We start from the raw sequence: 22,649 nt of genomic DNA, 5'->3' as shown, positions 1-22,649 counted from the left end.
CACAGACATGGAGCTCAACAACTCGCTGGAACTGGTGCTGTCGCACGCACGGTGCGGGTCGCTGACGATGGAAGACCTGCTGAAGGAGTTCGCCGATTCGGACCTGATCGTGGCCAGCAGGACGCAGCTGATCGAAGGCGGAACGCCGTTCCGCCCGCTGCTGCTCTTCAAGGAGCAGAACACCATGATGGCCTGCTTCACCGACAGGTGCCGCATCGGCGACTTCGCCTCGGTCGCGCCCCATTCGATCGTGATGAGGGGGATCGACGTGCTGCGCGCGCTGCCGCCGGGGATGGGGCTGGTGATCAACCCGGGCACGACGCTGAACCTGGAGCTCTTTCCCGAAGGGGCGTGTCCGGCGTACGTCTGCCTTTGACCGCTCTTCGACCGCTAGACGCGATCGCCGAACTGGCGCAGGCCCTCGACGTCGATGACGGTGATGCCGCCGTACGCGATGCGCAGCAGCCCCGCATCGGCGAGGCGCTTGAGCGCCGCGTTGCAGCGCTGCCGCGAGAGGCCCGAGAGATTCGCGATCTCTTCCTGCGAGGTTTCCAGATGTGTCTGTCCCAGCGGATGCAACCAGGGGTGGAAGAGCCCGGCGAGCGCACGCGCCACCTGGCTGTCGGCATCGAGCAGGCGATGCGCCGCGTAGTTGCCCATGAACCAGTGCAGACGCTCGTTGATCTGCGCCAGCAGGAAATGGTTGAAGCTCATCTGCGTGCGGTACAGCCACTCGAAGGTGTCCTGCGGCATCACGGCCACGCGGCTGTCGCGCAGCGCGATGATGTCGGCGCCGCGCGGCACGGCGCGCAACAGGGTGCCTTCACCGAACCAGCTGCCGACCGTGAGACCGCCGAAGGTCACCGAGCGGCCGTCGTCCGAGGTGACCGACCACTTGAGCAGACCCTCCAGCGTGCCGTACCAGTGCAGCGGCACCTCGCCGCGCCGGCAGAGCGCGGCGCCGGCGGCGACGGGCTCCTCGCGCATCTCGCCCAGCACGCGCGCCTGCGCCTCACCGTCGAGTTGCGGGAACCAGCCGGAAAGCGCCAGCAGGCGCGGGATGGTCAGGGAAAGGCTTGCCGCTTGTCTCTCGGCCGCGGACTTGTTGCGCATGGGGGGCTCCTGCGCCTCGTAATCCCTGATCCGAAATGTCATCGCGATGACTGTCAGGGCGAAGGCTGCCAAAAATAATACCGCGCTGTCCCACAGGAGATAGCCCATGGCCAAGCGCAAAGTGATCGTGACCATTGCCCCGACCGGCGGCATGGCGCACAAGTCCCAGAACCCCCACCTGCCGACGCAGCCCGCCGAGATCGCGGAGGACGTGATCCGCTGCTGGAAGGCCGGCGCCAGCGTGGCCGCGATCCACGCACGCCGGCCCGACGACGGCGCAACCTGCGATGCCGCGGTCTACCGCGAGATCAACACCCGCATCCGCGAGGCGGGCTGCGACATCGTGATCAACAACTCGACCGGCGGCGGCGTGCACGGCGACATGGTGAAGCCGCTGGCCGGCAACCGCTGGGAGATCGCCTGGGAGGAACGCATCAAGGGCATGGACGCCGGCGCCGAGATGTGCACGCTGGACGCGACCACGCTCAACCTCTCGTTCGAGGGGCGCGAGATCCTGATGGACACGCCGCTCAGCAAGGGCCGCGAACTGGCCGCGGGCATGAAGGCGCGCGGCATCAAGCCCGAGTGGGAGGTGTTCAGCCCGACGCACATCCTGCAGGACACCACGACGCTGATCAACGAAGGGCTGGACGAGGAGCCGTACTTCATCAACCTCGTGATGAACGTGCACCGCAACTTCCAGAACGCGATGCCCTTCTCGCCGCGCCATCTGCAGATGATGGTGGACACGCTGCCCAAGGGCGCGATCTTCTGCGTGAGCGGCATCGGCCCTTCGCAGCTCGAGGCGAACATCAGCGCGCTGCTGCTCGGCGGCCACGCGCGCGTCGGGCTCGAGGACAACCTCTACTTCCGCCAGGGCGAATTGGCGACGAACCTGCAGCTCACCGAGCGCATCGTCCGCATCATCCGCGAGATGGACATGGAACCCGCGACGCCCGCGGAAGCGCGCGAGATGATGGGCCTGCCGCGCATCGGTCTGCCGCGCCCCGAGTTCGCACCGCGTTGACCACAGGAGCCCGAGCATGACCACCCCCAACACCAATGATGTGAAGCGCGTGGCGGTCGTCGCCACGGGCGTGATCGGCGCGAGCTGGGCCGCGTACTTCCTCGCGCGCGGGCTCGACGTGGATGCAACGGACCCGTCGCCGGGCGCCGAGGAGCGGCTGCGCGGCGCGGTGGCGCAGCACTGGCCGACGCTCGCGCGCTTCGGTCTGGCCGAGGGCGCATCGGTCGACCGGCTGCGCTTTCATGCGCGGCTCGAAGACGCGGTAGCAGAGGCCGACTTCGTGCAGGAGAACGGCCCCGAGCGCCTGGACGTCAAGGCCGAGCTGTTCCGGCGCATGGATGCGGCGGCGCGTCCGCATGTGATCCTGGCGTCCAGTTCATCCGGCCTCGCGATCAGCGGCGTGCAGGCGCAATGCGCGCACCCCGAGCGCGTGGTGCTGGGCCACCCGTTCAATCCGCCGCACCTGATCCCGCTGGTGGAAGTGGTCGGCGGCGAGCGCACTTCGGCGGACGCCATCGCGCGCACGATGGCGTTCTATGCGGCGATCGGCAAGCGGCCGATCCACGTCAGGCGCGAGGTCAAGGGGCACATCGCGAACCGGCTCCAGGCCGCCCTGTGGCGCGAAGCCTTCCACCTGGTGGACCAGGGCGTGGCCTCGGTGGCGGACATCGACACCGCGATCGCGCACGGTCCGGGCCTGCGCTGGGCGGTGATGGGGCCGTTCATGAACCTGCACCTCTCGGGTGGCGCCGGCGGCATCGCGCATGTGCTCGACCATCTCGGCGGGCCGATCGAGGAATGGTGGCATGACCTGGGGGCGCCGTCGATGACGACCGAGCTCAAGAAGCGCGTCGCGGCGGGGGTCGCCGACGAACTCGGCGAACGCCGCACGGCCGATCTCGAAGCCGCCCGCGACATCCTGCTGATGAACCTGATTCAGGCCAAGGCTTCCACCGGCACACTCGAATAACAAGCGGCAGCGACCGCCGAGGAGACATGACATGACCACCCCCGCCTTCTTCGAAGACGAGAGCCAGCTCGCCCCGCCGCGCACGGTGCGCATCGACCTGGACGACGGCTCCTTCATCCTGCGCTCGCCGGTGGCGCTCAAGCCCTACGCGCGCTGCATCGGCGAATGGCTGGAGCGCTGGGCGCGCGAGACGCCCGATGCGCTCGCCCTGGCCGAGCGCGACGAGAGCGGCGAAGGCTGGCGCCGGCTGAGCTACCGCGAGCTGCGCCGCGCGGTGGGCTCGGTCGCGCAGGGGCTGATGCACCTGGGCGTGCCGAAGGACCGGCCGGTGGTGATCCTGTCGGACAACGCGATCGACCATGCGGTGCTGATACTCGCGACGATGCACATCGGGCGCACGGCCTGCTCGCTGTCGAGCGCGTACTCGCGCCTGGCGAAGGACCACGCGCGGCTGCACGGCATGCTGCGCGCGCTGGGCCCCGCGGTGATCTACGCATCCGACGCCAAGCTGTACGGGCCGTCGCTCGCGGGCAGCGGCATGGAGGCGATGACGGTCTTCAGCCGCAACGCCGACGCGCATCCGGGCGCGATGCCCTTCGAGCGGCTTGTGCAGACGGAGGAAACGCCGGCGGTGATGCAGGCCTTCGACGCGATCCTGCCGGACGACCATGCCAAGTACCTGCTGACCTCGGGCTCGACCGGCAAGCCGAAGGTGGTGATCAACACGCACCGCATGCTGTGCGCGAACCAGCAGATGATGGCGCAGACCTGGCGCTTCCTCGACCGCGAGAAGCCGGTGCTGGTCGACTGGCTGCCGTGGAGCCACACCTTCGGCGCGAACCACAACTTCAACATGGTGCTCTGCCATGGCGGCGCGCTCTACATCGACGAAGGCCGGCCGGCGCCGGGCCTGATCGAGAAGACGCTGCGCAACCTGCGCGAGGTGCGGCCCACGCTGATGTTCAACGTGCCGCGCGGCTACGACATGCTGCTGCCCTTCCTCGAGGCCGACGAAGCGCTGGCGTCCGAAGTGCTCTCGCGCCTGCGGCTGGTCTTCTACGCGGCGGCGGCGCTGGCGCCCTCGACCTGGCGGCGGCTGGAGGCGGTGGCGCAGCGCGCCCGGCCGACACGGCCGCTGTGGCTCACGACCTCGTGGGGCGCGACGGAAACCTCGCCCGCGATCACGACCGCGCACTGGCGGCTCGATGGCGCGGGCTGCATCGGCGCCCCGCTGCCGGGGCTGGAGCTCAAGCTGGTGCGGAGCGGCGACAAGCTGGAGATGCGGGTGAAGGGCGTCTCGGTGTTTCCCGGCTATCGCAACGGGCCGCGCGAAAGCTCCGAGGCCTTCGACGATGAGGGCTACTACCGCATCGGCGACGCGGGCTACCTGGTGGATGCGAAACGGCCCGACCGCGGCGTGATGTTCGACGGCCGCGTGGCCGAGGACTTCAAGCTGTCCAGCGGCACCTGGGTGTCGGTCGGCACGCTGCGGGTGGACCTGGTGTCGCGCCTCGCGCCGCTGGCGCAGGACATCGTGATCACCGGGCACGACCGGGCGGAGATCGGCATGCTGGTGTTCCCGAGCCCGCAGGCGGCAGCGCGGCCGCGCGAGGAACTCCACGCGGCCCTGCAGCGCGTGATGCGCGAGCTGCGCGACACCGGCGCGGGTTCGTCGCAGTGCCCGGTGCGCGCGCTCGTGCTCGGCGCACCGCCGGACATCGATGCGGGCGAAATCACCGACAAGGGCTACATCAACCAGCGTGCGGTGCTTGCGCGGCGGGCTGACGACGTGGCGCGGCTGCATGCCGAAGCGCCCGATGCGGGCGTGGTCCTCGTCGATTGATTCGTTCGCGCGCCGTCGCCTGGAGAGCGGTGGCTAGAATCGATCGCTTCTTGGGACAGCAAAGGAATTCGGTTTGAGACGGAGGCTCGTGGTGCTCAGCATCGTGGCTTGCAATGCACAGGCACAGCCGCAAGAACAATCCCAGCCGCAGCTTCCGCTCCAGCCTCCGGCGCCCACGCGCTGGTTCACCGTGACGGGCAATCCCGCGGATGCATCGGTGGACACGGTGCAGGTCGATCCCGTCGCCACCAAGGTCGAGGGCCAGTTCAAGACCATGAGCGTGCGGGTGAGCCGCGCGCGGCAGCGCCTCAACTGGGAGAACGTACCCTACCGCTCCTACGAGTCGACGGTGGTCTTCGACTGTCGCGCGCGCAAGGCGGGCTATGCGTTCGCGACCTTCTATCCGCAGCCGCTCTGGCAGGGTGCGCCGAGCAAGTCGACGGACTACTCGGACCGCCCGCAGCCGATGCTGTTCCGCGAGATCGAGCCCAACCCCACGCAGCGCATCATCCGCGCGGCCTGCCAGGCCAGCGGCTGACGCCGCTGGTGCATCAGCGCGTGCGCGCCAACGCGCCAGCGGGCGGGAAGCCCGCGAACAGCTTGTCGAGCGCGGCCTGCACGCTCGCATTCACGCGCGAGGGATCGTCGGGCAGCACGCCGCTCGCGCTGCCGCGCCAGATCGCGCGCTGGGTGCCGGCATCGAACATGTCGACCAGCAGCGTGCCTTTCTCGTAGTCGTCGGTCGACATCGTCACGTAGCCCGGCCAGTTGCTGCCGATGCCGAGCCAGTTGAGGTCGTGGCCGAGGCCGGTGTAGAAGTTGTTGAAGGTCTGGCCCTTCACGCGGGTGACGTGGGCAGAGACATGGATCTGGCCGTTCTCGGGCACCCGCTTCCAGCCCCGGGCCGAAAGGCGCGAATCGATGCCCGAGACGATGACCTCGGGCACCAGTGCGCCGCCATCGTCGCCCGAGATCCAGTTGTAGGTGCGATCGTTGCCGAAGCGCGCATTCGGGTCGAAGTCGGTCTTGACGGCCGCGGGGCTGGCGCAAGCGCCGAGCACGAGGGCCAGGGCCAAGGCAAGGAATCTTCCGATCATGTTCGCTCCTGTTGCCGGCGCATGTTAGCGGCGCGAATTGCGAAAAGTTGCCGCAGTCCCGCGCCTGGACGCTTCAAAACCGGCTGAACGCGCCGAAAAGCACTACACGTTCAACCACTTACAGCGAGAAGCACATGTCCAGACTCATCGTCCTGACGCGGCACGGCAGCGTGCGGCAAGTCAATCTCAAGGGGCCGATCACGACGATCGGCCGCGACCCCAGCTGCGGAGTGCACATCGACAGCCTCGGCGTGAGCCGCCACCACGCAGCGATCCGCTGGATGGGCGACCGCTACGTCGTGCTCGACATGGCCAGCCGCAACGGCACCTTCGTGAACAGGTCGCGCATCCGCGAAAGCACGCTGCGCAACGGCGATGCGATCGGCGTGGGCGACTGCCAGATCCGCTTCCTCCAGACGATGAGCGCGCTGGCCGACGAGGACGCGCTGAAGCTGGTCACCGTGGCCGGCGATCCGGTCGAGGTCGAAGCCGCGCGCCAGCGCAGCGACTGGGCGACCTTCTTCCGCCAGGGCCGGGCGGCGCGACCGGCCGAAGCCCGCCATGGCGCCGACGTGGCGTGGCGCGTCTGAATCGCCGGCCCGAAAGATCGCGAAAATCCAACGAAACTTCGCATTGAGAGTGTGTGCTTACAGAAAGGCCAGGCCTTTGCTGTAGCCTATGAGACGGGTGCGCCGAAGCAATTAAACGCATACGTATCATATGAGACTCCCCTTTCCCTCAACTCACTCTCTCATGATGAAGACAAAACTGTTTGCGTTGGCCGCTGTTGCCGCCCTCGGTACCGGCAGCGCCCTGGCGCAAAAGGCCGGTGACTGGCAAGTGGGCGCCGGCTGGCTCCATTTCGCGCCGCAGGATTCGAGCAAGCCCCTGACCTTCACCTCGCCGGTCGCGGCCGTGGTGCCGGGCTCCGGCGCGGACGCCGGCAACTCCGACACGCTGGGCCTCAACGCCATCTACTTCATCGACAGCCACTGGGCGGTCGAGGGCGTGATCGGCATTCCGCCCAAGTTCAAGCTCTACGGCACCGGCACGCTGGGCCCGATCGGCGAACTCGGCGAAGCGCGCCAGTGGAGCCCCACGTTGCTGGCCAAGTACTACTTCAATGACGGCGAGGCCAAGCTGCGCCCCTTCGTGGGCCTCGGCGCGACCTACGTCTGGTACAGCGACGTGAAGCTCACCCCGGGCCTGCAGGGCGCGCTGGCCAGCCGCCTCGGCATCCCGGCCGCGGCTTCGTCGACGACGGCGAAGATCGACAGCTCGTTCGCACCGGTGTTCAACCTGGGCGCGGCCTACCAGTTCGATGCGCACTGGGGCATGTCCTTCTCGGTGTCGTACATCCGCCTGAGCACCACGGCCAAGCTGACCACGACCGCCGCGGGCGTGCCGGTGGCGACGAGCGAATCGAGCCTCAAGCTCAACCCGATCGTTCCGTACCTGGCGGTGACCTACAAGTTCTAAGCCCCCGAGCCCCAAAGCCCGGCTTCCCGGGCCGGAGGGCGCGCCATGCGCACTCCGTTCATCGCCCTCACTCCCCTTCCCTCAAGTTCGGCGGCTTCCGGCCGATATGCGAATGCGCAGCCTGCGCGCATTCCCTCGCATCCTCCGGAATCACGACCATGTCCTTGAGCAACATCTCGATCGGCCGGCGCCTCGCCCTCGTGCTCGGCGCCATCCTTGCCCTCTTCCTCGCCAGCAGCGTGTTCGCGGTGCTGAAGCTGCACCGGCTGGGCGAGGAGATCGACCGCATGGCCAGCGACAACGTGAAGACCGAGCGCGCCGGCGCCGACTGGCTGCGCCATACGACCTCGGGCGTGCAGCGCGCCGCGGCCATCGCCAAGAGCAGCGACGCGAGCCTGATCGCCTACTTCGCCCCGGCGACCGCGGCGTCGATCAAGGATACGAACGAACTGCAGAAGTTCATCGAGGGCCAGATGGTCAAGCCGGAAGAGCGGGCGCTGTTCGCGAAGGTCGGCGAGCTGCGCCGCGACTACCTCGCCGCGCGCGAGGAGGTCAGCAAGCTCAAGCTCGCGGGCGACCTCGAAGGCGCGAACCGGGTGTTCACGACGCGCTTCGAGCCGACCTCGGTCAACTACCTGGCCGGCGTGCAGAAGATGGTGGACCTGCAGCGCGCCGGACTCGACGCGGCCGCCGAACGCGGCCAGGCCCTGCGCGCGCAGACCAGCACGCTGCTGATGATCTGCACCGCCCTCTCGCTGGCGCTGGGCGGCGCGATGGCGTGGTTCCTCGCGCGCAGCATCACGCGCCCGCTGCGCCGTGCCGAATCGATGGCCCAGGCCATCGCCGACATGGACCTGACCGGCACGCCACAGACGAGCTATTCAGGCGACGAAACCGGCAAGCTGCTGCGCGCCCTCGACCAGATGCGCACCGCGCTGCACACCTCGTTGCATCAGGTCCAGGACGTGGTGGTGAATGTGTCGACGGCCAGCTCGCAGATCGCCTCGGGCAACCAGGATCTCTCTTCGCGCACCGAGGAACAGGCGAGTTCGCTCGAAGAGACCGCTGCCTCGATGGAAGAACTCACCAGCACCGTGAAGCAGAACGCGGACAACGCGCGCCAGGCGAACCAGCTCGCGGTGTCGGCATCGGAAGTGGCGGTGCGTGGCGGCGGAGTGGTGAATCAGGTCGTGGACACGATGGGCTCGATCAATGCGTCGTCGCGCAAGATCGTGGACATCATCGGCGTCATCGACGGCATCGCCTTCCAGACCAACATCCTGGCGCTGAACGCGGCCGTGGAAGCCGCTCGCGCCGGCGAACAAGGCCGTGGTTTCGCGGTGGTCGCCTCCGAAGTGCGCAACCTCGCGCAGCGTTCGGCAGCCGCAGCGAAGGAGATCAAGGGCCTGATCGGCGACTCGGTCGAGAAGGTCGAGGAAGGCAGCAGGCAGGTCGCCGAAGCCGGCCGCACCATGGATGAGATCGTCGGCAGCGTGAAGCGCGTGACCGACATCATGGGCGAGATCACGGCCGCGAGCCAGGAACAGACCTCGGGCATCGAGCAGATCAACCAGGCGATCACGCAGATGGACCAGGTCACGCAGCAGAACGCCGCGCTGGTCGAAGAGGCCGCTGCCGCAGCCGCATCGCTGCAAGAGCAGGCCGGCAGCCTCTCGCAAACGGTGAGCGTCTTCAAGCTGGATGGGCAGGGCCATCGCCCGGTGGCCGTCGCACGGCGCGCAGTCGCGCCCAAGGCCGCGCCGGTCGCGATGCAGCCCGCGGCACCTGTGAAGAAGCCGGCGCCTGCAGCCGTGGCGTCCGGCGGCGACTGGGAGTCGTTCTAACGCTCCGAATCGGCCGCCGCGCCCGCGTGTTCTTCGTTGAAGCGCTTTTCCGCGGCGGCCAGATGGGTGGTCAGGACGTGCGAGATCACGTTGATGCCGAGGCCCGCGAACAGCGCGGGCAGGAGGTAGAGCGCCACCCGCACTTCCGAAACGAAGAACACGTCGTCCGACAGTGACGGCGTCGCGTTCGCGAGGCTCGCCAGCCGCTGCAGGAAGAAGACATCGATCCCCGCGATCGCGACCAGCGTGAACCCGAGCACCAGCACCGTGAAACGCGAGATCGCGCGCTTGGCGATCAGCACGCCGTAGATGGAGAACGGCAGCACGACCGAGACGGCCACCATGACCCAGAAGCGCACTTCCGTGAAGACCGAATAGCTGACGTGCATGGCGTGGACACCTCGGGCGGCTGGGGCAGGGAAAGACGAAAGACGAAAGACGGCGAGCTTGGCATGCGCAGCGCCCCGGCATTGTCTAGCGCACGTAAAGAAACCCGGCTGGGCAATCACAGCCGTAACCGCCACTCAGCGCTTCGGCGGGGCCTTGCCGGTGGCCGGCGCCTTCGGGGCCGGCTTCGCCCGTTCGTCGGGGCCGAGGAGCTTGTCCATCGCCTGCCCCACGCGCGCGCCGATCGCGGTGCCCACACCGGGCAGCACCGCCGTGCCCACCGCGGCGCCCGCAAGCGCTGCGCCGGTCAGCGACAGCACCGGCGCGTCGAGCGTGCCGCCGATCTTGAGGGGCACGCCGACGACGCCGTCGACGATGTCGACCGCCGCCTCGCCGTCGAGCTTCCGGTTCAACACGGTGGCGGTGCCGCTCGCGGTGAGCACGCCGGACCTCGCCTTGAGCTGGCTGTAGCGCAGCAGGATGCCGTCCTCGGTGGACTGGGTGTCGAGCGTGCCGGTCAAGGCCTCGAGCCGCGTCTGGCCGCCGCGCGCGACATCGGGCGCGGTCACGGCACGGGCGAGATCAAAGCCGGTGATCGTCGCCGGTGCGATGGTGAAGCGGGTGCGCGTGTGCAGCCGGCGAATCAGCTCGCCGACGTTCGCGCCCACGCTGTCCACCTCGGTCGGTCCGGTGAGCTTGCCCTCGATCGCGCTGTGACGGCCGAAGCTGCGAACGAATGCCGTCAGGTCCACGTTCTTCGCTTCCAGCGCCGCCGTGAGGCGCAAGTGGCCGTCGTCGCCGCTCTCGAGCCGCATGCTGCCGTTCCACGTGCCATCGCCGAGCTCGATCGTGGTTCGCCAGCGGTCCTCGTTGCCTTCGCGCTCGACGCGCAGCCGGGCGGGCGGCGAGACGCCCGGGCGGCGGATCTCGCCTTCGCGCGGGCGCCAGTGGGGGTCGAAGTGCAGGTCGACGTCGTAGGCGAGCGCGATCTCGCGGCGGTCGATCCACGAGACATCGCGCAGGCGCACCCTTTCGATGGGCACCTCGGTGAGCGTCCAGCCCCCGGCCAGGGCGATGGCCGTATCGGCGCCTTCCCAGCGCCCGCGGAACGCCCGCACGGAAGCGCGCGGCAGCACCGCCGCGCTCACTTCGACCTCGTCGATGGCCACCTTGCGGCGCCAGAGCGAAGCCAGCCGCGGCCGCACCACGATGCGGTGCACGGTGATCGGCCTCGGTTGAGCGGTCGCGACATCCTCGACCACGATGACGGGCGAAGGCCGCAGCGCCCAGTGCGCCGCGCCGATGCGCAGGCCGATGCCCGAGGCCTTCTCGAAGCGCGCCGCCAGTGCCGATGCGACCTGCTCGTCCGACGGCAGCCGCCCGCGGACCCAGAAGCCCAGCCCGGCCATCAACACCACCGATGCCACCAGCAAGGCGGCGGAGGCGGCAATCCAGCGTCGCGTGCGGCTCATTGGGTAACCTCCGCGCAGCAGCGCTGCGGTATTCGCCTTGGGGCGGCCCGGCGGCTCATGGCCGTAGCTTGCGCACATCGGGCGGGGCCCGCTGTCAGCGATAGGCGCGTCGTTTTCGGCGCCAATCGCTATAGTCTGCGCAGCCCGAATCTGGAGAAAGTTCCGAATGCGCATCTGGAAGAAAGAAATCTCGGTCGAGGAATTGACCCGGAACCACATCGACACGGCGGTCGCCCACCTCGGGATCGAGTTTCTGGAGATCGGGGACGACTTCATCCGGGCGCGCGTGCCGGTCGACAAGCGCACCGTGCAGCCCTACGGCATCCTGCACGGCGGCATGTCGGTGGTGCTGGCCGAAACACTGGGCTCCTGCGGCGCGCACTACTCGGCGCCCGAGGGCCACCGCGCGGTCGGGCTGGACATCAATGCGAACCACCTCAAGTCCGCGACCACGGGCTGGGTCACCGGCACCGCGCGGCCGGTGCACCGGGGCCGGACCACGCAGGTCTGGCAGATCGATCTGACCAACGACGCCGGCGAGCTGACCTGCGTCTCGCGCATCACGATGGCCGTGCTCGCGCCGCGCGGGGACTGAGCGCCTCGGCGGGTCCGCACACCCACCACCCGCTTCCTGGCAACAACAACAAACGAACCGACGAGGAGAAAACCATGAGCGAGTCCTACCTTCCCCGCTGGCAGAAAGTGTCGGCCACCGCGGGCGCCGTCGTCACGCCCGACCAGCGCCTGCCCTGGCCGCAGACCGCCGCGATGGGCGTGCAGCACGTGATCGCGATGTTCGGCGCCACGGTGCTGGCGCCGATCCTGATGGGGTTCAACCCCAACGTGGCGATCCTCATGAGCGGAATCGGCACATTGCTGTTCTTCTTCATCACCGGCGGGCGGGTGCCGAGCTACCTGGGGTCGAGCTTCGCCTTCATCGGCGTGGTGATCGCGGCGACGGGCTATGCGGGCTCGGGGCCGAACACCAACCTCGGCGTGGCGCTCGGCGGCATCGTGGTGTGCGGGCTGGTCTACGTGCTGATCGGCGTGCTGGTGGCGCTCACCAACGAGCGGCGCACCAAGCGCGCGCCGGTCAAGGGCCTCGAGGGCATGGAGGTCGAGGAAGTCGAGAGCGACGTCGCGGTGCACTGGATCGAGCGGCTGATGCCGCCGGTGGTCACCGGCGCGGTGGTGGCGGTGATCGGGCTCAATCTCGCGAGCGTGCCGATCAAGAACATGGCGCCGACCGGCTTCGACACCTGGATGCAGCTGGTGACCTTCCTGAGCGTGGGCCTGATCGCGGTCTACACGCGCGGAATGATCCAGCGGCTCCTGATCCTCATGGGGCTGATCGCGGCGAGCATCATCTACGCGCTCCTGACCAACGGCCTCGGCATGGGCAAGCCGATCGACCTCACGCCGCTCGCGGCGGCGCCGTGGTTCGGCATGCCGACCTTCTCGTCGCCGGTGTTCGACGTCAACGCGATGCTGCTGATCGCGCCGGTGGCGGTCATCCTGGTGGCGGAGAACCTGGGCCACATCAAGGCTGTGAGCGCGATGACCGGGCGCGACCTCAACCCGTACCTCGGCCGCGCCTTCATCGGCGACGGCGTGGCGACCATGGTGAGCGGCGCCTTCGGCGGCACCGGCGTCACCACCTACGCCGAGAACATCGGCGTGATGGCGGCCACGAAGATCTATTCGACCGCGATCTTCGTCGTCGCCGCGCTGATCGCGCTGGTGCTGGGCTTCAGCCCCAAGTTCGGTGCGCTGGTGCAGGCGATTCCGCTGTCGGTGATGGGCGGCGTCAGCATCGTGGTGTTCGGCCTGATCGCGGTCGCCGGCGCCAAGATCTGGGTCGACAACCGGGTCGACTTCTCGAGGAACAAGAACCTCATCACGGCGGCGATCACGCTGATCCTCGGCACGGGCGACTTCACGCTCAGGTTCGGGCAGTTCGCACTCGGCGGCATCGGCACGGCCACCTTCGGCGCGATCCTGCTCTACGCGCTGCTCAATCGCTCGGACGCCTGAAATGAAACCTGGTGCAAGAGGTGTTGTGTCAGGTGATAGCGACGCGCCAGTTTCACGGCACGGAAGCCACTCCCGTTAGACTCCAAGGCTTTTCGCACCTACGTTTTCCATGGCCGATGCATCCGCCGCGCGCAGCAAGACGGTATTCGAGTTCAAGAGCGCCACGCTGCCGCTGATCGCGGTCATTCTCCGCACCGCCGATCTCGACGTGCTCGCTGAGGCGCTCGACGCCCAACTCGCCGATTCGCCCGACTTCTTCGAACAGGAGCCGGTCGTCATCGACCTTTCGCAGCTGCAGGACGAGGACGCGGAAGCCGACATCGACTTCACCCGGCTGCGCGACATGCTCGCACGGCACCAGACGCAACCCGTCGCGGTGCGCGGCGGCACCGATGCGCAGAACCTCGCGGCGCGCGGCGCCGGGCTGTCGGTCACGGCGATGCCCGCCGCACCCGCCCCCAAGCCGCCCGCCCCGCCCGCCGAACCGCCGAGCGAAGCGCCGCAGATCGTGCGCGAAGTGCCGGTGCCGGCCAGCGGCACGCTGGTCATCGACAAGCCGCTGCGCTCGGGCCAGCAGGTGTATGCGCGCGGCGGCGACGTGATCGTGACGGCCGTCGTGAGCTTCGGCGCCGAAGTGATCGCCGACGGCAACGTCCATGTGTACGCGCCGCTGCGCGGCAAGGCGATCGCCGGTGCGCGCGGCAACACCGAGGCGCGCATCTTCACGACCTGCCTGGAGGCGCAGCTCGTGGCCATCGCGGGCATCTACCGCACCTCCGAAGTCGCGCTGCCGGACGAGGTGGCGGGCAAGGCGGCACAGATCTCGCTGCAGGACGGCAAGAAGATCGTGATCGACCCGATCCAATGAGATTGCGCATCAACCGAACAACTGAAACGAACGAAAGAGGAATGTGGCAATGGCCAAAATTGTGGTGGTGACCTCGGGCAAGGGCGGCGTCGGCAAGACGACCACGAGCGCGAGCTTCGCGTCCGGCCTCGCGCTGGCAGGCAAGAAGACGGCGGTGATCGATTTCGACGTCGGCCTGCGCAACCTCGACCTCATCATGGGCTGCGAGCGCCGCGTGGTGTTCGACCTGATCAACGTGATCCAGGGCGAAGCCAACCTGAGCCAGGCGCTCATCAAGGACAAGCACTGCGAGAACCTCTGGGTGCTGGCCGCCTCGCAGACGCGCGACAAGGACGCGCTCACGCAGGACGGCGTCGAGAAGATCCTCAAGGAACTGGCCGACCAGGGCTTCGACTACATCGTGTGCGACTCGCCCGCCGGCATCGAGGTCGGCGCGCTGATGGCGATGCACTTCGCCGACGAGGCGCTGATCGTCACCAACCCCGAGGTGTCCTCGGTGCGCGACTCCGACCGCATCCTGGGCATGCTGAGCTCCAAGACCAAGCGCGCCAAGGAAGGCGGCGAGCCGATCAAGGAGCACCTGCTGATCACCCGCTACAACCCCAACCGCGTGGCGGGCGGGCAGATGCTGTCGCTGGAAGACATCCAGGACATCCTGCGCATCAAGCTCATCGGCGTGATCCCCGAGTCCGAGAGCGTGCTGCAGGCTTCCAACCAGGGCGTGCCGGCGATCCACGACAAGGAAACCGACGTGGCGCAGGCCTACAGCGACGTGGTGGCACGCTTCCTCGGCGAGGAGCGGCCGATGCGCTTCGTCGATGCCGAGAAACCCGGCTTCTTCAAACGAATCTTCGGCGCGAGGTAGTCCGATGTCCCTCCTCTCCTTTCTGCTGGGCGAAAAGAAGAAGACGGCCAGCGTCGCCAAGGAACGGCTGCAGATCATCCTCGCCCACGAGCGCAGCAGCCTCGGCAACAAGCGGCCAGACTACCTGCCGGAACTGCAGCGCGAGCTGATCGCGGTGATCTCCAAGTACGTGTCGATCAAGGCCGAGGACATCAAGGTCCACCTCGAGAAGCACGACGACCTCGAAGTGCTCGAGGTCAAGATCGAGCTGCCCGACGGCACTGCGGTCGCGGCCCGCTGAGGCGCAGCACGCGCGCGATCATTGCGCCCGGTCAATAACCGGGGCGCCGGTCGTCGCTAGGCTGGGGTCTTTCCATCAAGGAGGCCCCGATGACCGATCCGGTTCGCTTCGACCCGCTCTCTCTCGACTTGCCGTTCATGGACGAGGCGCATGAGCAGTTCATGCAGCTGCTGGCGATCGTCGACGAAGCCGACGACCTGCACCTCGCCGCCGCATGGCGCGACCTGGTCGAGTACACCGCCCAGGGCTTCGCATGCGAAGACCGGTGGATGAACGACACCGGCTATGCCGCGCGCAGGGACCACCAGATCCAGCACCGCGTGGTGCTCGAAGTGATGCGCGACGGCATCACGCAGGCCGCGGAAGGCCGTCTGCTGCACGTGCGACAGATGGCCTGGCAATTGCGCGACTGGTACCACAAGCACGTCCAGACCATGGACGCCGCGCTGGCGCTGCATCTGCGCGGCAAGCGCTTCGATCCGGCGAATGGCGGCTCGGGGCCCCGCCGCAGCAGCGTCGCTGCGGCCCGCGCCTGAAGCGCCCCCCGCCCCCACGCATCCACCGCTCGACACGCACCGCCCGGCCGCTCGCATCGGCCGGGCTGCCTGCGTTCGCCCGGCGCGATGCATGCGCCGGGCCGGTGGCCGCGCGGGCCGCGGCCCGCATCGTTCTTCGGAACTATGCGGCGCCGAGAACCCATCGTTCTTCTGCCGCGATGGAACTGTGCTGCGGATGGATGTTCAGGCCGGCGCCCCTCGGGAACAGTGGAGTGGTCACACACGAGAGCACTCCCCCATGTCCCAATCCCCCATCGCACCCAAGGCCTGGTCGGTCCTGATCGTCAGCACGCTGGCGTTCACGACCTGCTTCATGGTCTGGATGATGTTCGGCGTCATCGGCATTCCGATCAAGAAGGCACTCGGACTCAACGCCACCGAGTTCGGCCTGCTCACGGCCATGCCCGTCCTCTCCGGCTCGCTGATCCGCGTGCCGCTCGGCATCTGGACCGACCGGTACGGCGGCCGCATCGTGATGGCCGCGCTGCTCGCGATCGCGGTGCCCGCGATCTGGCTGCTGGCCTATGCCACGGCGTTCTGGCACTTCCTCGTCATCGGGCTCGTGCTCGGTCTCGCGGGCGGCACTTTCTCGGTCGGCACGCCTTACGTCGCGCGCTGGTTCCCCAAGGAGCGTCAGGGCATGGCGATGGGCGTGTTCGGAGCCGGCAACTCGGGCGCGGCGGTCAACAAGTTCGTCGCACCCGCGCTGATGGTGGCCTTCGGCTGGACCGTCGTGCCCGAGGTCTACGCGGCCATCATGCTCGGCACGCTGATCGTGTTCTGGCTCGGCAGCGCGAGCGACCCGAGGCACGTCGTGCCCTCGAACACGAAGTTCGCAGACCAGTTGCGCGCGCTCAAGGATCCGCGCGTGCTCAAGTACTGCCAGTACTACAGCATCGTGTTCGGCGGCTACGTGGCGCTGAGCCTCTGGATGGTGCAGTACTACGTCGGCGAATACGGCCTCGACATCCGCGTGGCCGCGCTGCTCGCGGCCTGCTTCTCGCTGCCGGGCGGCGTGCTGCGCGCGATCGGCGGCATGCTGTCGGACAGGCATGGCGCCCACAAGGTCACCTGGTGGGTCATGTGGCTGAGCTGGGTGTGCCTCTTCCTGCTGAGCTACCCGCAGACCGATTTCACGGTGCTCACGGTGGATGGCCCGAAGAGCTTCCACATCGGGCTCGGCGTCTATGGCTTCACCGCGCTGCTGTTCCTGCTCGGCATCGCCTTCGCATTCGGCAAGGCCAGCGTCTTCAAGTACATCAGCGACGACTACCCGCACAACATCGGCGCCATCAGCGGCATCGTCGGGCTCGCGGGCGGGCTCGGAGGCTTCGTGCTGCCGATCCTGTTCGGCGCGCTGATGGACCTCACCGGCGTGCGATCCAGCGCCTTCATGCTGATGTACGGCGTGGTCTGGGTCTCGCTCGTCTGGATGTACTGGACCGAAGTGCGCAAGACCGATCTGTTGGGCACCGCGCCCCTGAACCCCAAGGAGCTACCCGTATGACCACTCAAACCATGGGCGCGCGGCGCGGCCGCCTGCTCGAAATCTGGAAGCCGGAAGACAAGGCTTTCTGGGAACGCGAAGGCGAGGCCATCGCCAAGATCAACCTCTGGATCTCGGTCCCGGCACTGTTCCTGGCCTTCGCGATCTGGCAGGTCTGGAGCGTGGTGGCGGTGAGCCTGCCCGGGCTCGGCTTCAACTACTCGACCAACCAGCTCTTCTGGCTCGCCGCCGCGCCGGCGCTGAGCGGCGCGACCCTGCGCATCTTCTATTCGTTCATGGTGCCGCTGGTGGGCGGCCGGCGCTGGACCGCGATCTCGACCGCCTCGCTCTTGATCCCGGCACTCGGCATCGGCTTCGCGGTGCAGGACAACACGACCAGCTACCCGACCATGCTGATCCTCGCGCTGCTGTGCGGCCTGGGCGGCGGCAACTTCAGCTCCAGCATGGCCAACATCAGCTTCTTCTTCCCGAAGGAGCGCAAGGGTTCGGCGCTGGGCATCAACGCGGGCCTCGGCAACCTCGGCGTCTCGGTGGTGCAGTTCCTGAGCCCGCTGGTCGTCACGGCCGGCATCTTCGGCATCTTCGGCGGCGACGCTCAGACCATCACCCGGAACAACCAGACGGTGCAGGTGTGGACGCAGAACGCGGCCTTCATCTGGGTGCCGTGGATCGCGCTCGCATCGCTGGCCGCATGGTTCGGCATGAACGACCTCGCGGATGCGAAGGCCTCGTTCGCCGAGCAGGCCGTGATCTTCCGCCGCAAGCACAACTGGCTGATGTGCATCCTGTACCTCGGCACCTTCGGTTCCTTCCTCGGCTATGCGGCGGGCTTCCCGCTGCTCATCAAGAGCCAGTTCCCGGGCATCAACCCGCTCGCCTACGCATGGCTCGGCCCGCTGACCGGTGCGGCGGTGCGGCCCTTCGGCGGCTGGCTCGCCGACAAGCTCGGCGGCGCCAAGGTCACGTTCTGGAACTTCATCGTGATGACGATCGCGGTCGGCGGCGTGCTGGTCTTCCTGCCGCACGGACCGCTGGGCGGCAGCTTCGCGGGCTTCTTCCTGAGCTTCCTCGTGCTGTTCCTCACGACCGGGATCGGCAACGGCTCGACCTTCCGCATGATCCCGGTGATCTTCCAGACGCAGAAGCTGCGCGAGGTGGACGCGGGCGACCGCGAGGCCGTCGCGCGCGCCACCAAGGAGGCCAACACCGAGGCCGCCGCCACGCTCGGCTTCACCGCGGCCTTCGCGGCCTACGGCGGCTTCTTCATCCCGAAGAGCTACGGCAGCTCGATCGCGCTGACCGGCGGCCCCGACGCGGCGCTCTATGTCTTCATCGTCTTCTACCTGCTGTGCATCGGCGTGACGTGGTGGCACTACGCGCGCCGCAATGCACCGATGCCCTGCTGATTCCGAAAGCCAAGCCATGAGCCATTTCCTCGATCGCCTCACCCACTTCAGCCTCCCCAAGGAAAGCTTCGCCGACGGCCACGGCGTGACCACCGGCGAAGACCGGACCTGGGAAGACGCCTACCGCAACCGATGGGCGCACGACAAGGTCGTGCGCAGCACGCACGGCGTGAACTGCACGGGCTCCTGCTCGTGGAAGATCTACGTCAAGGGCGGCATCGTCACCTGGGAAACCCAGCAGACCGACTATCCGCGCACGCGCTGGGACATGCCCAACCACGAGCCGCGCGGCTGTGCGCGCGGCGCCTCGTACTCGTGGTACCTCTACAGCGCCAACCGCGTGAAATACCCGATGGTGCGCGGCCGCCTGCTCGAACGCTGGCGCGCCGCGCTCGCGGTGAGCAAGGACCCGGTCTCGGCCTGGGCCTCGATCGCCGAGAACCCCGAGGCGCGCCGCGACTACCAGCAGGTGCGCGGCATGGGCGGCTTCGTGCGCAGCACCTGGGACGAGGTCAACCGGCTGGTCGCCGCCGCCAACGTCTACACGATCAAGCAGCACGGGCCGGACCGCATCATCGGCTTCTCGCCGATCCCGGCGATGAGCATGGTCAGCTACGCGGCCGGCAGCCGCTACCTGAGCCTGATCGGCGGCGTCTGCATGAGCTTCTACGACTGGTACTGCGACCTGCCGCCGGCCAGCCCGCAGATCTGGGGCGAGCAGACCGACGTGCCCGAATCGGCCGACTGGTACAACTCCACCTACATCATCGCCTGGGGCAGCAACGTGCCGCAGACGCGCACGCCCGATGCGCACTTCTTCACCGAGGTGCGCTACAAGGGCGCGAAGACCGTGGCGGTCACGCCCGACTACAGCGAGGTCGCCAAGCTCGCCGACCTCTGGATGCACCCCAAGCAGGGCACCGATGCCGCGCTCGCGATGGCGATGGGCCATGTCGCGCTCAACGAGTTCTACTTCAAGCGGCGCAGCGCCTACTTCGACGACTACGCGCGCCGCTACACCGATCTGCCGATGCTGGTGATGCTCAAGGAAAAGCAGCATGCCGACGGCCGCACCACCCTCGTGCCCGACCGCTACCTGCGCGCGAGCGACTTCAACGGCAAGCTGGGCCAGGGCAACAACCCGGACTGGAAGACCGTCGCCTTCGACACCGACGGACGCGCGGTGCTGCCCAACGGCTCGATCGGCTTCCGCTGGGGCGCCGAAGGGCGCGAGGACGCCGGCAAGTGGAACCTGGAAAGCAAGGAAGCGCGCCACGACGCCGACGTGCGCCTGAAGCTCTCGGTGCTCGAGGACGGCGCGCAGGCGCATGAAGTGCAGGACGTGAGCTTCCCGTACTTCGGCGGTGTCGAGACGCCCCACTTCATCGCCAACACGCAGAAGGGCGACGTGATCGACGCCCGCGTGCCGGTCGTGCGCCTGCGCCTGGGCAAGGAAGGCGAATACCGCGAGGCCTTCGTGGCGACCGTGTTCGATCTGCAGGCGGCGCAGTACGGCATCGACCGCGGCCTCGGCAGCGGCGCTGCGAGCTACGACGACAACGCGCCCTACACGCCCGCCTGGGCCGAATCCATCACCGGGGTGCCGCGCGATCAGATCGCCACCGTCGCGCGCCAGTTCGCCGACAACGCGGACCGGACGCAGGGCAAGTCGATGGTCATCATCGGCGCGGCGATGAACCACTGGTACCACGCCGACATGAACTACCGCGGCGTCATCAACCTCTTGATGATGTGCGGCTGCATCGGCCAGAGCGGCGGCGGCTGGGCGCACTACGTGGGCCAGGAGAAGCTGCGCCCGCAGACCGGCTGGACCGCCCTCGCCTTCGCGCTCGACTGGATCCGCCCGCCGCGCCAGATGAACAGCACCAGCTTCTTCTACGCCCACACCGACCAGTGGCGCTACGAGAAGCTCGGCATGGAAGAGATCGTCTCGCCGCTGGCCGACAAGTCGCTCTACGGCGGCAGCATGATCGACTACAACGTGCGCGCCGAGCGCATGGGCTGGCTGCCGAGCGCGCCGCAGCTCAAGACCAATCCGCTGCAGGTGGTGAAGGATGCGGGCAAGGCCGGGATGGAGCCGCGCGACTACGTCGTGCAGGGCTTGCGTGACGGCACCTTGCAGATGAGCTGCGAAGACCCGGACGCGCCGCAGAACTGGCCGCGCAACATGTTCGTCTGGCGCAGCAACCTGCTGGGCTCCAGCGGCAAGGGCCACGAGTACTTCCTCAAGCACCTGCTCGGCACCTCGAACGGCGTGCAGGGCAAGGATCTCGGCGCCGATGACGCCAAGCCGGCCGAGGTCGAATGGCATGCCCAGGCGCCCGAAGGCAAGCTCGACCTGCTCGTGACGCTCGACTTCCGCATGAGCACCACCTGCCTGTATTCGGACATCGTGCTGCCCACCGCGAGCTGGTACGAGAAGAACGACCTCAACACCAGCGACATGCACCCCTTCATCCACCCGCTCTCGGCGGCGGTGGACCCGGTGTGGCAGTCGCGCAGCGACTGGGAGATCTACAAGGGCTTCGCCAAGGCCTTCAGCGAGGTGTGCGTCGGCCATCTCGGCGTCGAGCGCGAAGTGGTGCTCACGCCGCTGATGCACGACACGCCCGCCGAACTCGCGCAGCCCTTCGAGGTCAAGGATTGGAAGAAGGGCGAGTGCGAGCTGGTGCCCGGCAAGACCGCGCCGCAGATCGCGGTGGTCGAGCGCGACTACCCGAACCTCTACAAGCGCTTCACCGCGCTCGGCCCGCTGATGGACAAGCTCGGCAACGGCGGCAAGGGCATCGCGTGGAAGACCGAGACCGAGGTCACGCAGCTCGGCCAGCTCAACGGCTTCACGCAAGCCGAGGGCGCGACGAAGGGCCGGCCGAGGATCGTCACCGACATCGACGCCTGCGAAGTCATCCTGCAGCTCGCGCCCGAGACCAACGGCCACGTGGCGGTGAAGGCGTGGGAAGCACTGTCCAAGGCCACCGGCCGCGACCACAAGCACCTCGCGCTCTACCGCGAGGATGAGAAGATCCGCTACCGCGACGTGCAGGCGCAGCCGCGCAAGATCATCAGCAGCCCGACCTGGAGCGGCATCGAGAGCGAGACGGTGAGCTACAACGCCGGCTACACCAACGTCCACGAGCTGATCCCATGGCGCACGCTGACGGGCCGCCAGCAGTTCTACCAGGACCACCCGTGGATGATCGCCTTCGGCGAAGGCTTCTCGAGCTACCGCCCGCCGGTGGACATGAAGGCCACCAACGGCATGCACGGCATCAAGCCCAACGGCAATGCCGAGATCCTCTTGAACTTCATCACGCCGCACCAGAAGTGGGGCATCCACAGCACCTACAGCGACAACCTGCTGATGCTGACGCTCAACCGCGGCGGACCGGTGGTGTGGCTCAGCGAGGACGACGCGAAGAAGGCCGGCATCGAGGACAACGACTGGGTGGAGCTGTTCAACGTGAACGGCGCGATCGCGGCGCGCGCGGTGGTGAGCCAGCGCGTCCACCCCGGCATGGTGCTCATGTACCACGCGCAGGAGAAGATCATCAACACCCCGGGGTCGGAGATCACCGGCACGCGCGGCGGCATCCACAACTCGGTGACCCGCATCGTGCTCAAGCCCACGCACATGATCGGCGGCTACGCGCAGCTGAGCTACGGCTTCAACTACTACGGAACCATCGGCACCAACCGCGACGAGTTCGTGGTGGTGCGCAAGATGAACAAGGTCGACTGGCTCGATCAACCGCAAAACACCCCACTCGACAAGGTCCACAACGTATGAAACCGGCACAACACAACCCAGGGCACCCGCGGAACCGGCTTTGCCGGGCCGCTGGGTGCGCCCCCTCGAGGGGGGAGGCGGCTACACGAAGT

21 protein-coding genes are annotated in these 22,649 nt (G+C 67.8%); 17 read left to right on the top strand and 4 right to left on the bottom strand.

Features of this window, described 5'->3' with window-relative positions; translation table 11 throughout:
• The first annotated feature begins 7 nt into the window (after positions 1-7).
• A complete protein-coding gene (locus VAR608DRAFT_RS00375; protein WP_088952257.1) occupies positions 8-376 on the top strand; it encodes an SseB family protein in 369 nt (122 codons plus the stop codon).
• 14 nt (positions 377-390) lie between these two features.
• On the opposite strand, the gene VAR608DRAFT_RS00370 is transcribed toward VAR608DRAFT_RS00375, so the two are convergent.
• Complete coding sequence (locus tag VAR608DRAFT_RS00370) at positions 391-1,113, bottom strand: Crp/Fnr family transcriptional regulator (RefSeq protein WP_088952256.1); 723 nt, start codon at positions 1,111-1,113, stop codon at positions 391-393.
• A gap of 106 nt (positions 1,114-1,219) precedes the next feature.
• Between VAR608DRAFT_RS00370 and VAR608DRAFT_RS00365 the strand changes: the two genes are divergently transcribed.
• The 4 genes from VAR608DRAFT_RS00365 to VAR608DRAFT_RS00350 all read left to right on the top strand — a co-directional run bounded on the left by VAR608DRAFT_RS00365 (position 1,220) and on the right by VAR608DRAFT_RS00350 (position 5,491).
• On the top strand, positions 1,220-2,140 hold the full coding sequence (locus VAR608DRAFT_RS00365; RefSeq protein ID WP_088952255.1) for a 3-keto-5-aminohexanoate cleavage protein: 921 nt from the start codon (positions 1,220-1,222) through the stop codon (positions 2,138-2,140).
• A 16-nt stretch (positions 2,141-2,156) separates the two neighbouring features.
• On the top strand, positions 2,157-3,110 hold the full coding sequence (locus tag VAR608DRAFT_RS00360; protein ID WP_088952254.1) for a 3-hydroxyacyl-CoA dehydrogenase NAD-binding domain-containing protein: 954 nt from the start codon (positions 2,157-2,159) through the stop codon (positions 3,108-3,110).
• Positions 3,111-3,141: 31 nt separating this feature from the next.
• Positions 3,142-4,953 carry a feruloyl-CoA synthase gene (locus VAR608DRAFT_RS00355; protein ID WP_088952253.1) on the top strand — a complete coding sequence of 604 codons (1,812 nt, stop codon included), beginning with the start codon at positions 3,142-3,144 and terminating at the stop codon, positions 4,951-4,953.
• A 73-nt stretch (positions 4,954-5,026) separates the two neighbouring features.
• Positions 5,027-5,491 carry a surface-adhesin E family protein gene (locus VAR608DRAFT_RS00350; protein WP_197700445.1) on the top strand — a complete coding sequence of 155 codons (465 nt, stop codon included), beginning with the start codon at positions 5,027-5,029 and terminating at the stop codon, positions 5,489-5,491.
• Positions 5,492-5,504: 13 nt separating this feature from the next.
• On the opposite strand, the gene VAR608DRAFT_RS00345 is transcribed toward VAR608DRAFT_RS00350, so the two are convergent.
• Positions 5,505-6,050 carry a DUF4136 domain-containing protein gene (locus tag VAR608DRAFT_RS00345; protein WP_088952252.1) on the bottom strand — a complete coding sequence of 182 codons (546 nt, stop codon included), beginning with the start codon at positions 6,048-6,050 and terminating at the stop codon, positions 5,505-5,507.
• Positions 6,051-6,184: 134 nt separating this feature from the next.
• Here VAR608DRAFT_RS00345 and VAR608DRAFT_RS00340 point away from each other — a divergent pair, with 134 nt between their 5' ends.
• The 3 genes from VAR608DRAFT_RS00340 to VAR608DRAFT_RS00330 all read left to right on the top strand — a co-directional run bounded on the left by VAR608DRAFT_RS00340 (position 6,185) and on the right by VAR608DRAFT_RS00330 (position 9,373).
• Positions 6,185-6,640, top strand: coding sequence for an FHA domain-containing protein (locus VAR608DRAFT_RS00340; RefSeq protein ID WP_088952251.1), 456 nt, complete (start codon positions 6,185-6,187; stop codon positions 6,638-6,640).
• A 166-nt stretch (positions 6,641-6,806) separates the two neighbouring features.
• Positions 6,807-7,529, top strand: coding sequence for an OmpW/AlkL family protein (locus tag VAR608DRAFT_RS00335; RefSeq protein WP_088958527.1), 723 nt, complete (start codon positions 6,807-6,809; stop codon positions 7,527-7,529).
• Positions 7,530-7,687: 158 nt separating this feature from the next.
• Positions 7,688-9,373: a methyl-accepting chemotaxis protein gene (locus VAR608DRAFT_RS00330; protein ID WP_088952250.1), complete on the top strand. Its 1,686-nt coding sequence runs from the start codon at positions 7,688-7,690 to the stop codon at positions 9,371-9,373.
• Here the strand turns inward: VAR608DRAFT_RS00330 and VAR608DRAFT_RS00325 are convergent.
• Both VAR608DRAFT_RS00325 and VAR608DRAFT_RS00320 read right to left on the bottom strand, forming a co-directional pair.
• Positions 9,370-9,762, bottom strand: a complete 393-nt coding sequence (locus tag VAR608DRAFT_RS00325) for a hypothetical protein (RefSeq protein WP_088952249.1) — start codon at positions 9,760-9,762, stop codon at positions 9,370-9,372. The genes VAR608DRAFT_RS00330 and VAR608DRAFT_RS00325 overlap by 4 nt on opposite strands.
• Before the next feature lie 135 nt (positions 9,763-9,897).
• Positions 9,898-11,232 (bottom strand): AsmA-like C-terminal region-containing protein, encoded by a 1,335-nt coding sequence (locus VAR608DRAFT_RS00320; RefSeq protein ID WP_088952248.1) that lies wholly within the window; start codon positions 11,230-11,232, stop codon positions 9,898-9,900.
• Positions 11,233-11,398: 166 nt separating this feature from the next.
• Here VAR608DRAFT_RS00320 and VAR608DRAFT_RS00315 point away from each other — a divergent pair, with 166 nt between their 5' ends.
• From VAR608DRAFT_RS00315 to VAR608DRAFT_RS00275, 9 genes are all read left to right on the top strand, one after another.
• Complete coding sequence (locus VAR608DRAFT_RS00315) at positions 11,399-11,827, top strand: hotdog fold thioesterase (protein WP_088952247.1); 429 nt, start codon at positions 11,399-11,401, stop codon at positions 11,825-11,827.
• A 74-nt stretch (positions 11,828-11,901) separates the two neighbouring features.
• Entirely contained in the window at positions 11,902-13,266 is a 1,365-nt protein-coding gene (locus VAR608DRAFT_RS00310; RefSeq protein WP_088952246.1) for a solute carrier family 23 protein, read from the top strand.
• Between the two features lie 109 nt (positions 13,267-13,375).
• Positions 13,376-14,134 carry a septum site-determining protein MinC gene (minC, locus tag VAR608DRAFT_RS00305; protein ID WP_088952245.1) on the top strand — a complete coding sequence of 253 codons (759 nt, stop codon included), beginning with the start codon at positions 13,376-13,378 and terminating at the stop codon, positions 14,132-14,134.
• 49 nt (positions 14,135-14,183) lie between these two features.
• A complete protein-coding gene (gene minD, locus VAR608DRAFT_RS00300; RefSeq protein ID WP_088952244.1) occupies positions 14,184-14,999 on the top strand; it encodes a septum site-determining protein MinD in 816 nt (271 codons plus the stop codon).
• 4 nt (positions 15,000-15,003) lie between these two features.
• Positions 15,004-15,279: a cell division topological specificity factor MinE gene (minE, locus tag VAR608DRAFT_RS00295; protein WP_088952243.1), complete on the top strand. Its 276-nt coding sequence runs from the start codon at positions 15,004-15,006 to the stop codon at positions 15,277-15,279.
• 89 nt (positions 15,280-15,368) lie between these two features.
• Positions 15,369-15,815 carry a bacteriohemerythrin gene (locus VAR608DRAFT_RS00290; RefSeq protein ID WP_088952242.1) on the top strand — a complete coding sequence of 149 codons (447 nt, stop codon included), beginning with the start codon at positions 15,369-15,371 and terminating at the stop codon, positions 15,813-15,815.
• Positions 15,816-16,074: 259 nt separating this feature from the next.
• Positions 16,075-17,343: an MFS transporter gene (locus VAR608DRAFT_RS00285; RefSeq protein ID WP_088952241.1), complete on the top strand. Its 1,269-nt coding sequence runs from the start codon at positions 16,075-16,077 to the stop codon at positions 17,341-17,343.
• Positions 17,340-18,749: a NarK family nitrate/nitrite MFS transporter gene (locus tag VAR608DRAFT_RS00280; RefSeq protein WP_088952240.1), complete on the top strand. Its 1,410-nt coding sequence runs from the start codon at positions 17,340-17,342 to the stop codon at positions 18,747-18,749. The genes VAR608DRAFT_RS00285 and VAR608DRAFT_RS00280 overlap by 4 nt, the downstream gene beginning before the upstream one ends.
• 16 nt (positions 18,750-18,765) lie before the next feature.
• Positions 18,766-22,557 (top strand): nitrate reductase subunit alpha, encoded by a 3,792-nt coding sequence (locus VAR608DRAFT_RS00275; protein ID WP_088952239.1) that lies wholly within the window; start codon positions 18,766-18,768, stop codon positions 22,555-22,557.
• Positions 22,558-22,649 lie beyond the last annotated feature (92 nt).

The sequence above is a fragment of the Variovorax sp. HW608 genome (genome assembly GCF_900090195.1).
In the GTDB taxonomy this organism is placed as follows: Bacteria; Pseudomonadota; Gammaproteobacteria; order Burkholderiales; family Burkholderiaceae_C; genus Variovorax.
This window is presented reverse-complemented; position numbering and strand designations above follow the sequence as displayed.

Coding starts and splice junctions, on each gene's coding strand:
- VAR608DRAFT_RS00375 (WP_088952257.1), top strand. CDS start 8: ATGGAGCTCAACAACTCGCTGGAACTGGTGCTGTCGCACGCACGGTGC.
- VAR608DRAFT_RS00370 (WP_088952256.1), bottom strand. CDS start 1,113: ATGCGCAACAAGTCCGCGGCCGAGAGACAAGCGGCAAGCCTTTCCCTG.
- VAR608DRAFT_RS00365 (WP_088952255.1), top strand. CDS start 1,220: ATGGCCAAGCGCAAAGTGATCGTGACCATTGCCCCGACCGGCGGCATG.
- VAR608DRAFT_RS00360 (WP_088952254.1), top strand. CDS start 2,157: ATGACCACCCCCAACACCAATGATGTGAAGCGCGTGGCGGTCGTCGCC.
- VAR608DRAFT_RS00355 (WP_088952253.1), top strand. CDS start 3,142: ATGACCACCCCCGCCTTCTTCGAAGACGAGAGCCAGCTCGCCCCGCCG.
- VAR608DRAFT_RS00345 (WP_088952252.1), bottom strand. CDS start 6,050: ATGATCGGAAGATTCCTTGCCTTGGCCCTGGCCCTCGTGCTCGGCGCT.
- VAR608DRAFT_RS00340 (WP_088952251.1), top strand. CDS start 6,185: ATGTCCAGACTCATCGTCCTGACGCGGCACGGCAGCGTGCGGCAAGTC.
- VAR608DRAFT_RS00335 (WP_088958527.1), top strand. CDS start 6,807: ATGAAGACAAAACTGTTTGCGTTGGCCGCTGTTGCCGCCCTCGGTACC.
- VAR608DRAFT_RS00330 (WP_088952250.1), top strand. CDS start 7,688: ATGTCCTTGAGCAACATCTCGATCGGCCGGCGCCTCGCCCTCGTGCTC.
- VAR608DRAFT_RS00325 (WP_088952249.1), bottom strand. CDS start 9,762: ATGCACGTCAGCTATTCGGTCTTCACGGAAGTGCGCTTCTGGGTCATG.
- VAR608DRAFT_RS00320 (WP_088952248.1), bottom strand. CDS start 11,232: ATGAGCCGCACGCGACGCTGGATTGCCGCCTCCGCCGCCTTGCTGGTG.
- VAR608DRAFT_RS00315 (WP_088952247.1), top strand. CDS start 11,399: ATGCGCATCTGGAAGAAAGAAATCTCGGTCGAGGAATTGACCCGGAAC.
- VAR608DRAFT_RS00310 (WP_088952246.1), top strand. CDS start 11,902: ATGAGCGAGTCCTACCTTCCCCGCTGGCAGAAAGTGTCGGCCACCGCG.
- minC (WP_088952245.1), top strand. CDS start 13,376: ATGGCCGATGCATCCGCCGCGCGCAGCAAGACGGTATTCGAGTTCAAG.
- minD (WP_088952244.1), top strand. CDS start 14,184: ATGGCCAAAATTGTGGTGGTGACCTCGGGCAAGGGCGGCGTCGGCAAG.
- minE (WP_088952243.1), top strand. CDS start 15,004: ATGTCCCTCCTCTCCTTTCTGCTGGGCGAAAAGAAGAAGACGGCCAGC.
- VAR608DRAFT_RS00290 (WP_088952242.1), top strand. CDS start 15,369: ATGACCGATCCGGTTCGCTTCGACCCGCTCTCTCTCGACTTGCCGTTC.
- VAR608DRAFT_RS00285 (WP_088952241.1), top strand. CDS start 16,075: ATGTCCCAATCCCCCATCGCACCCAAGGCCTGGTCGGTCCTGATCGTC.
- VAR608DRAFT_RS00280 (WP_088952240.1), top strand. CDS start 17,340: ATGACCACTCAAACCATGGGCGCGCGGCGCGGCCGCCTGCTCGAAATC.
- VAR608DRAFT_RS00275 (WP_088952239.1), top strand. CDS start 18,766: ATGAGCCATTTCCTCGATCGCCTCACCCACTTCAGCCTCCCCAAGGAA.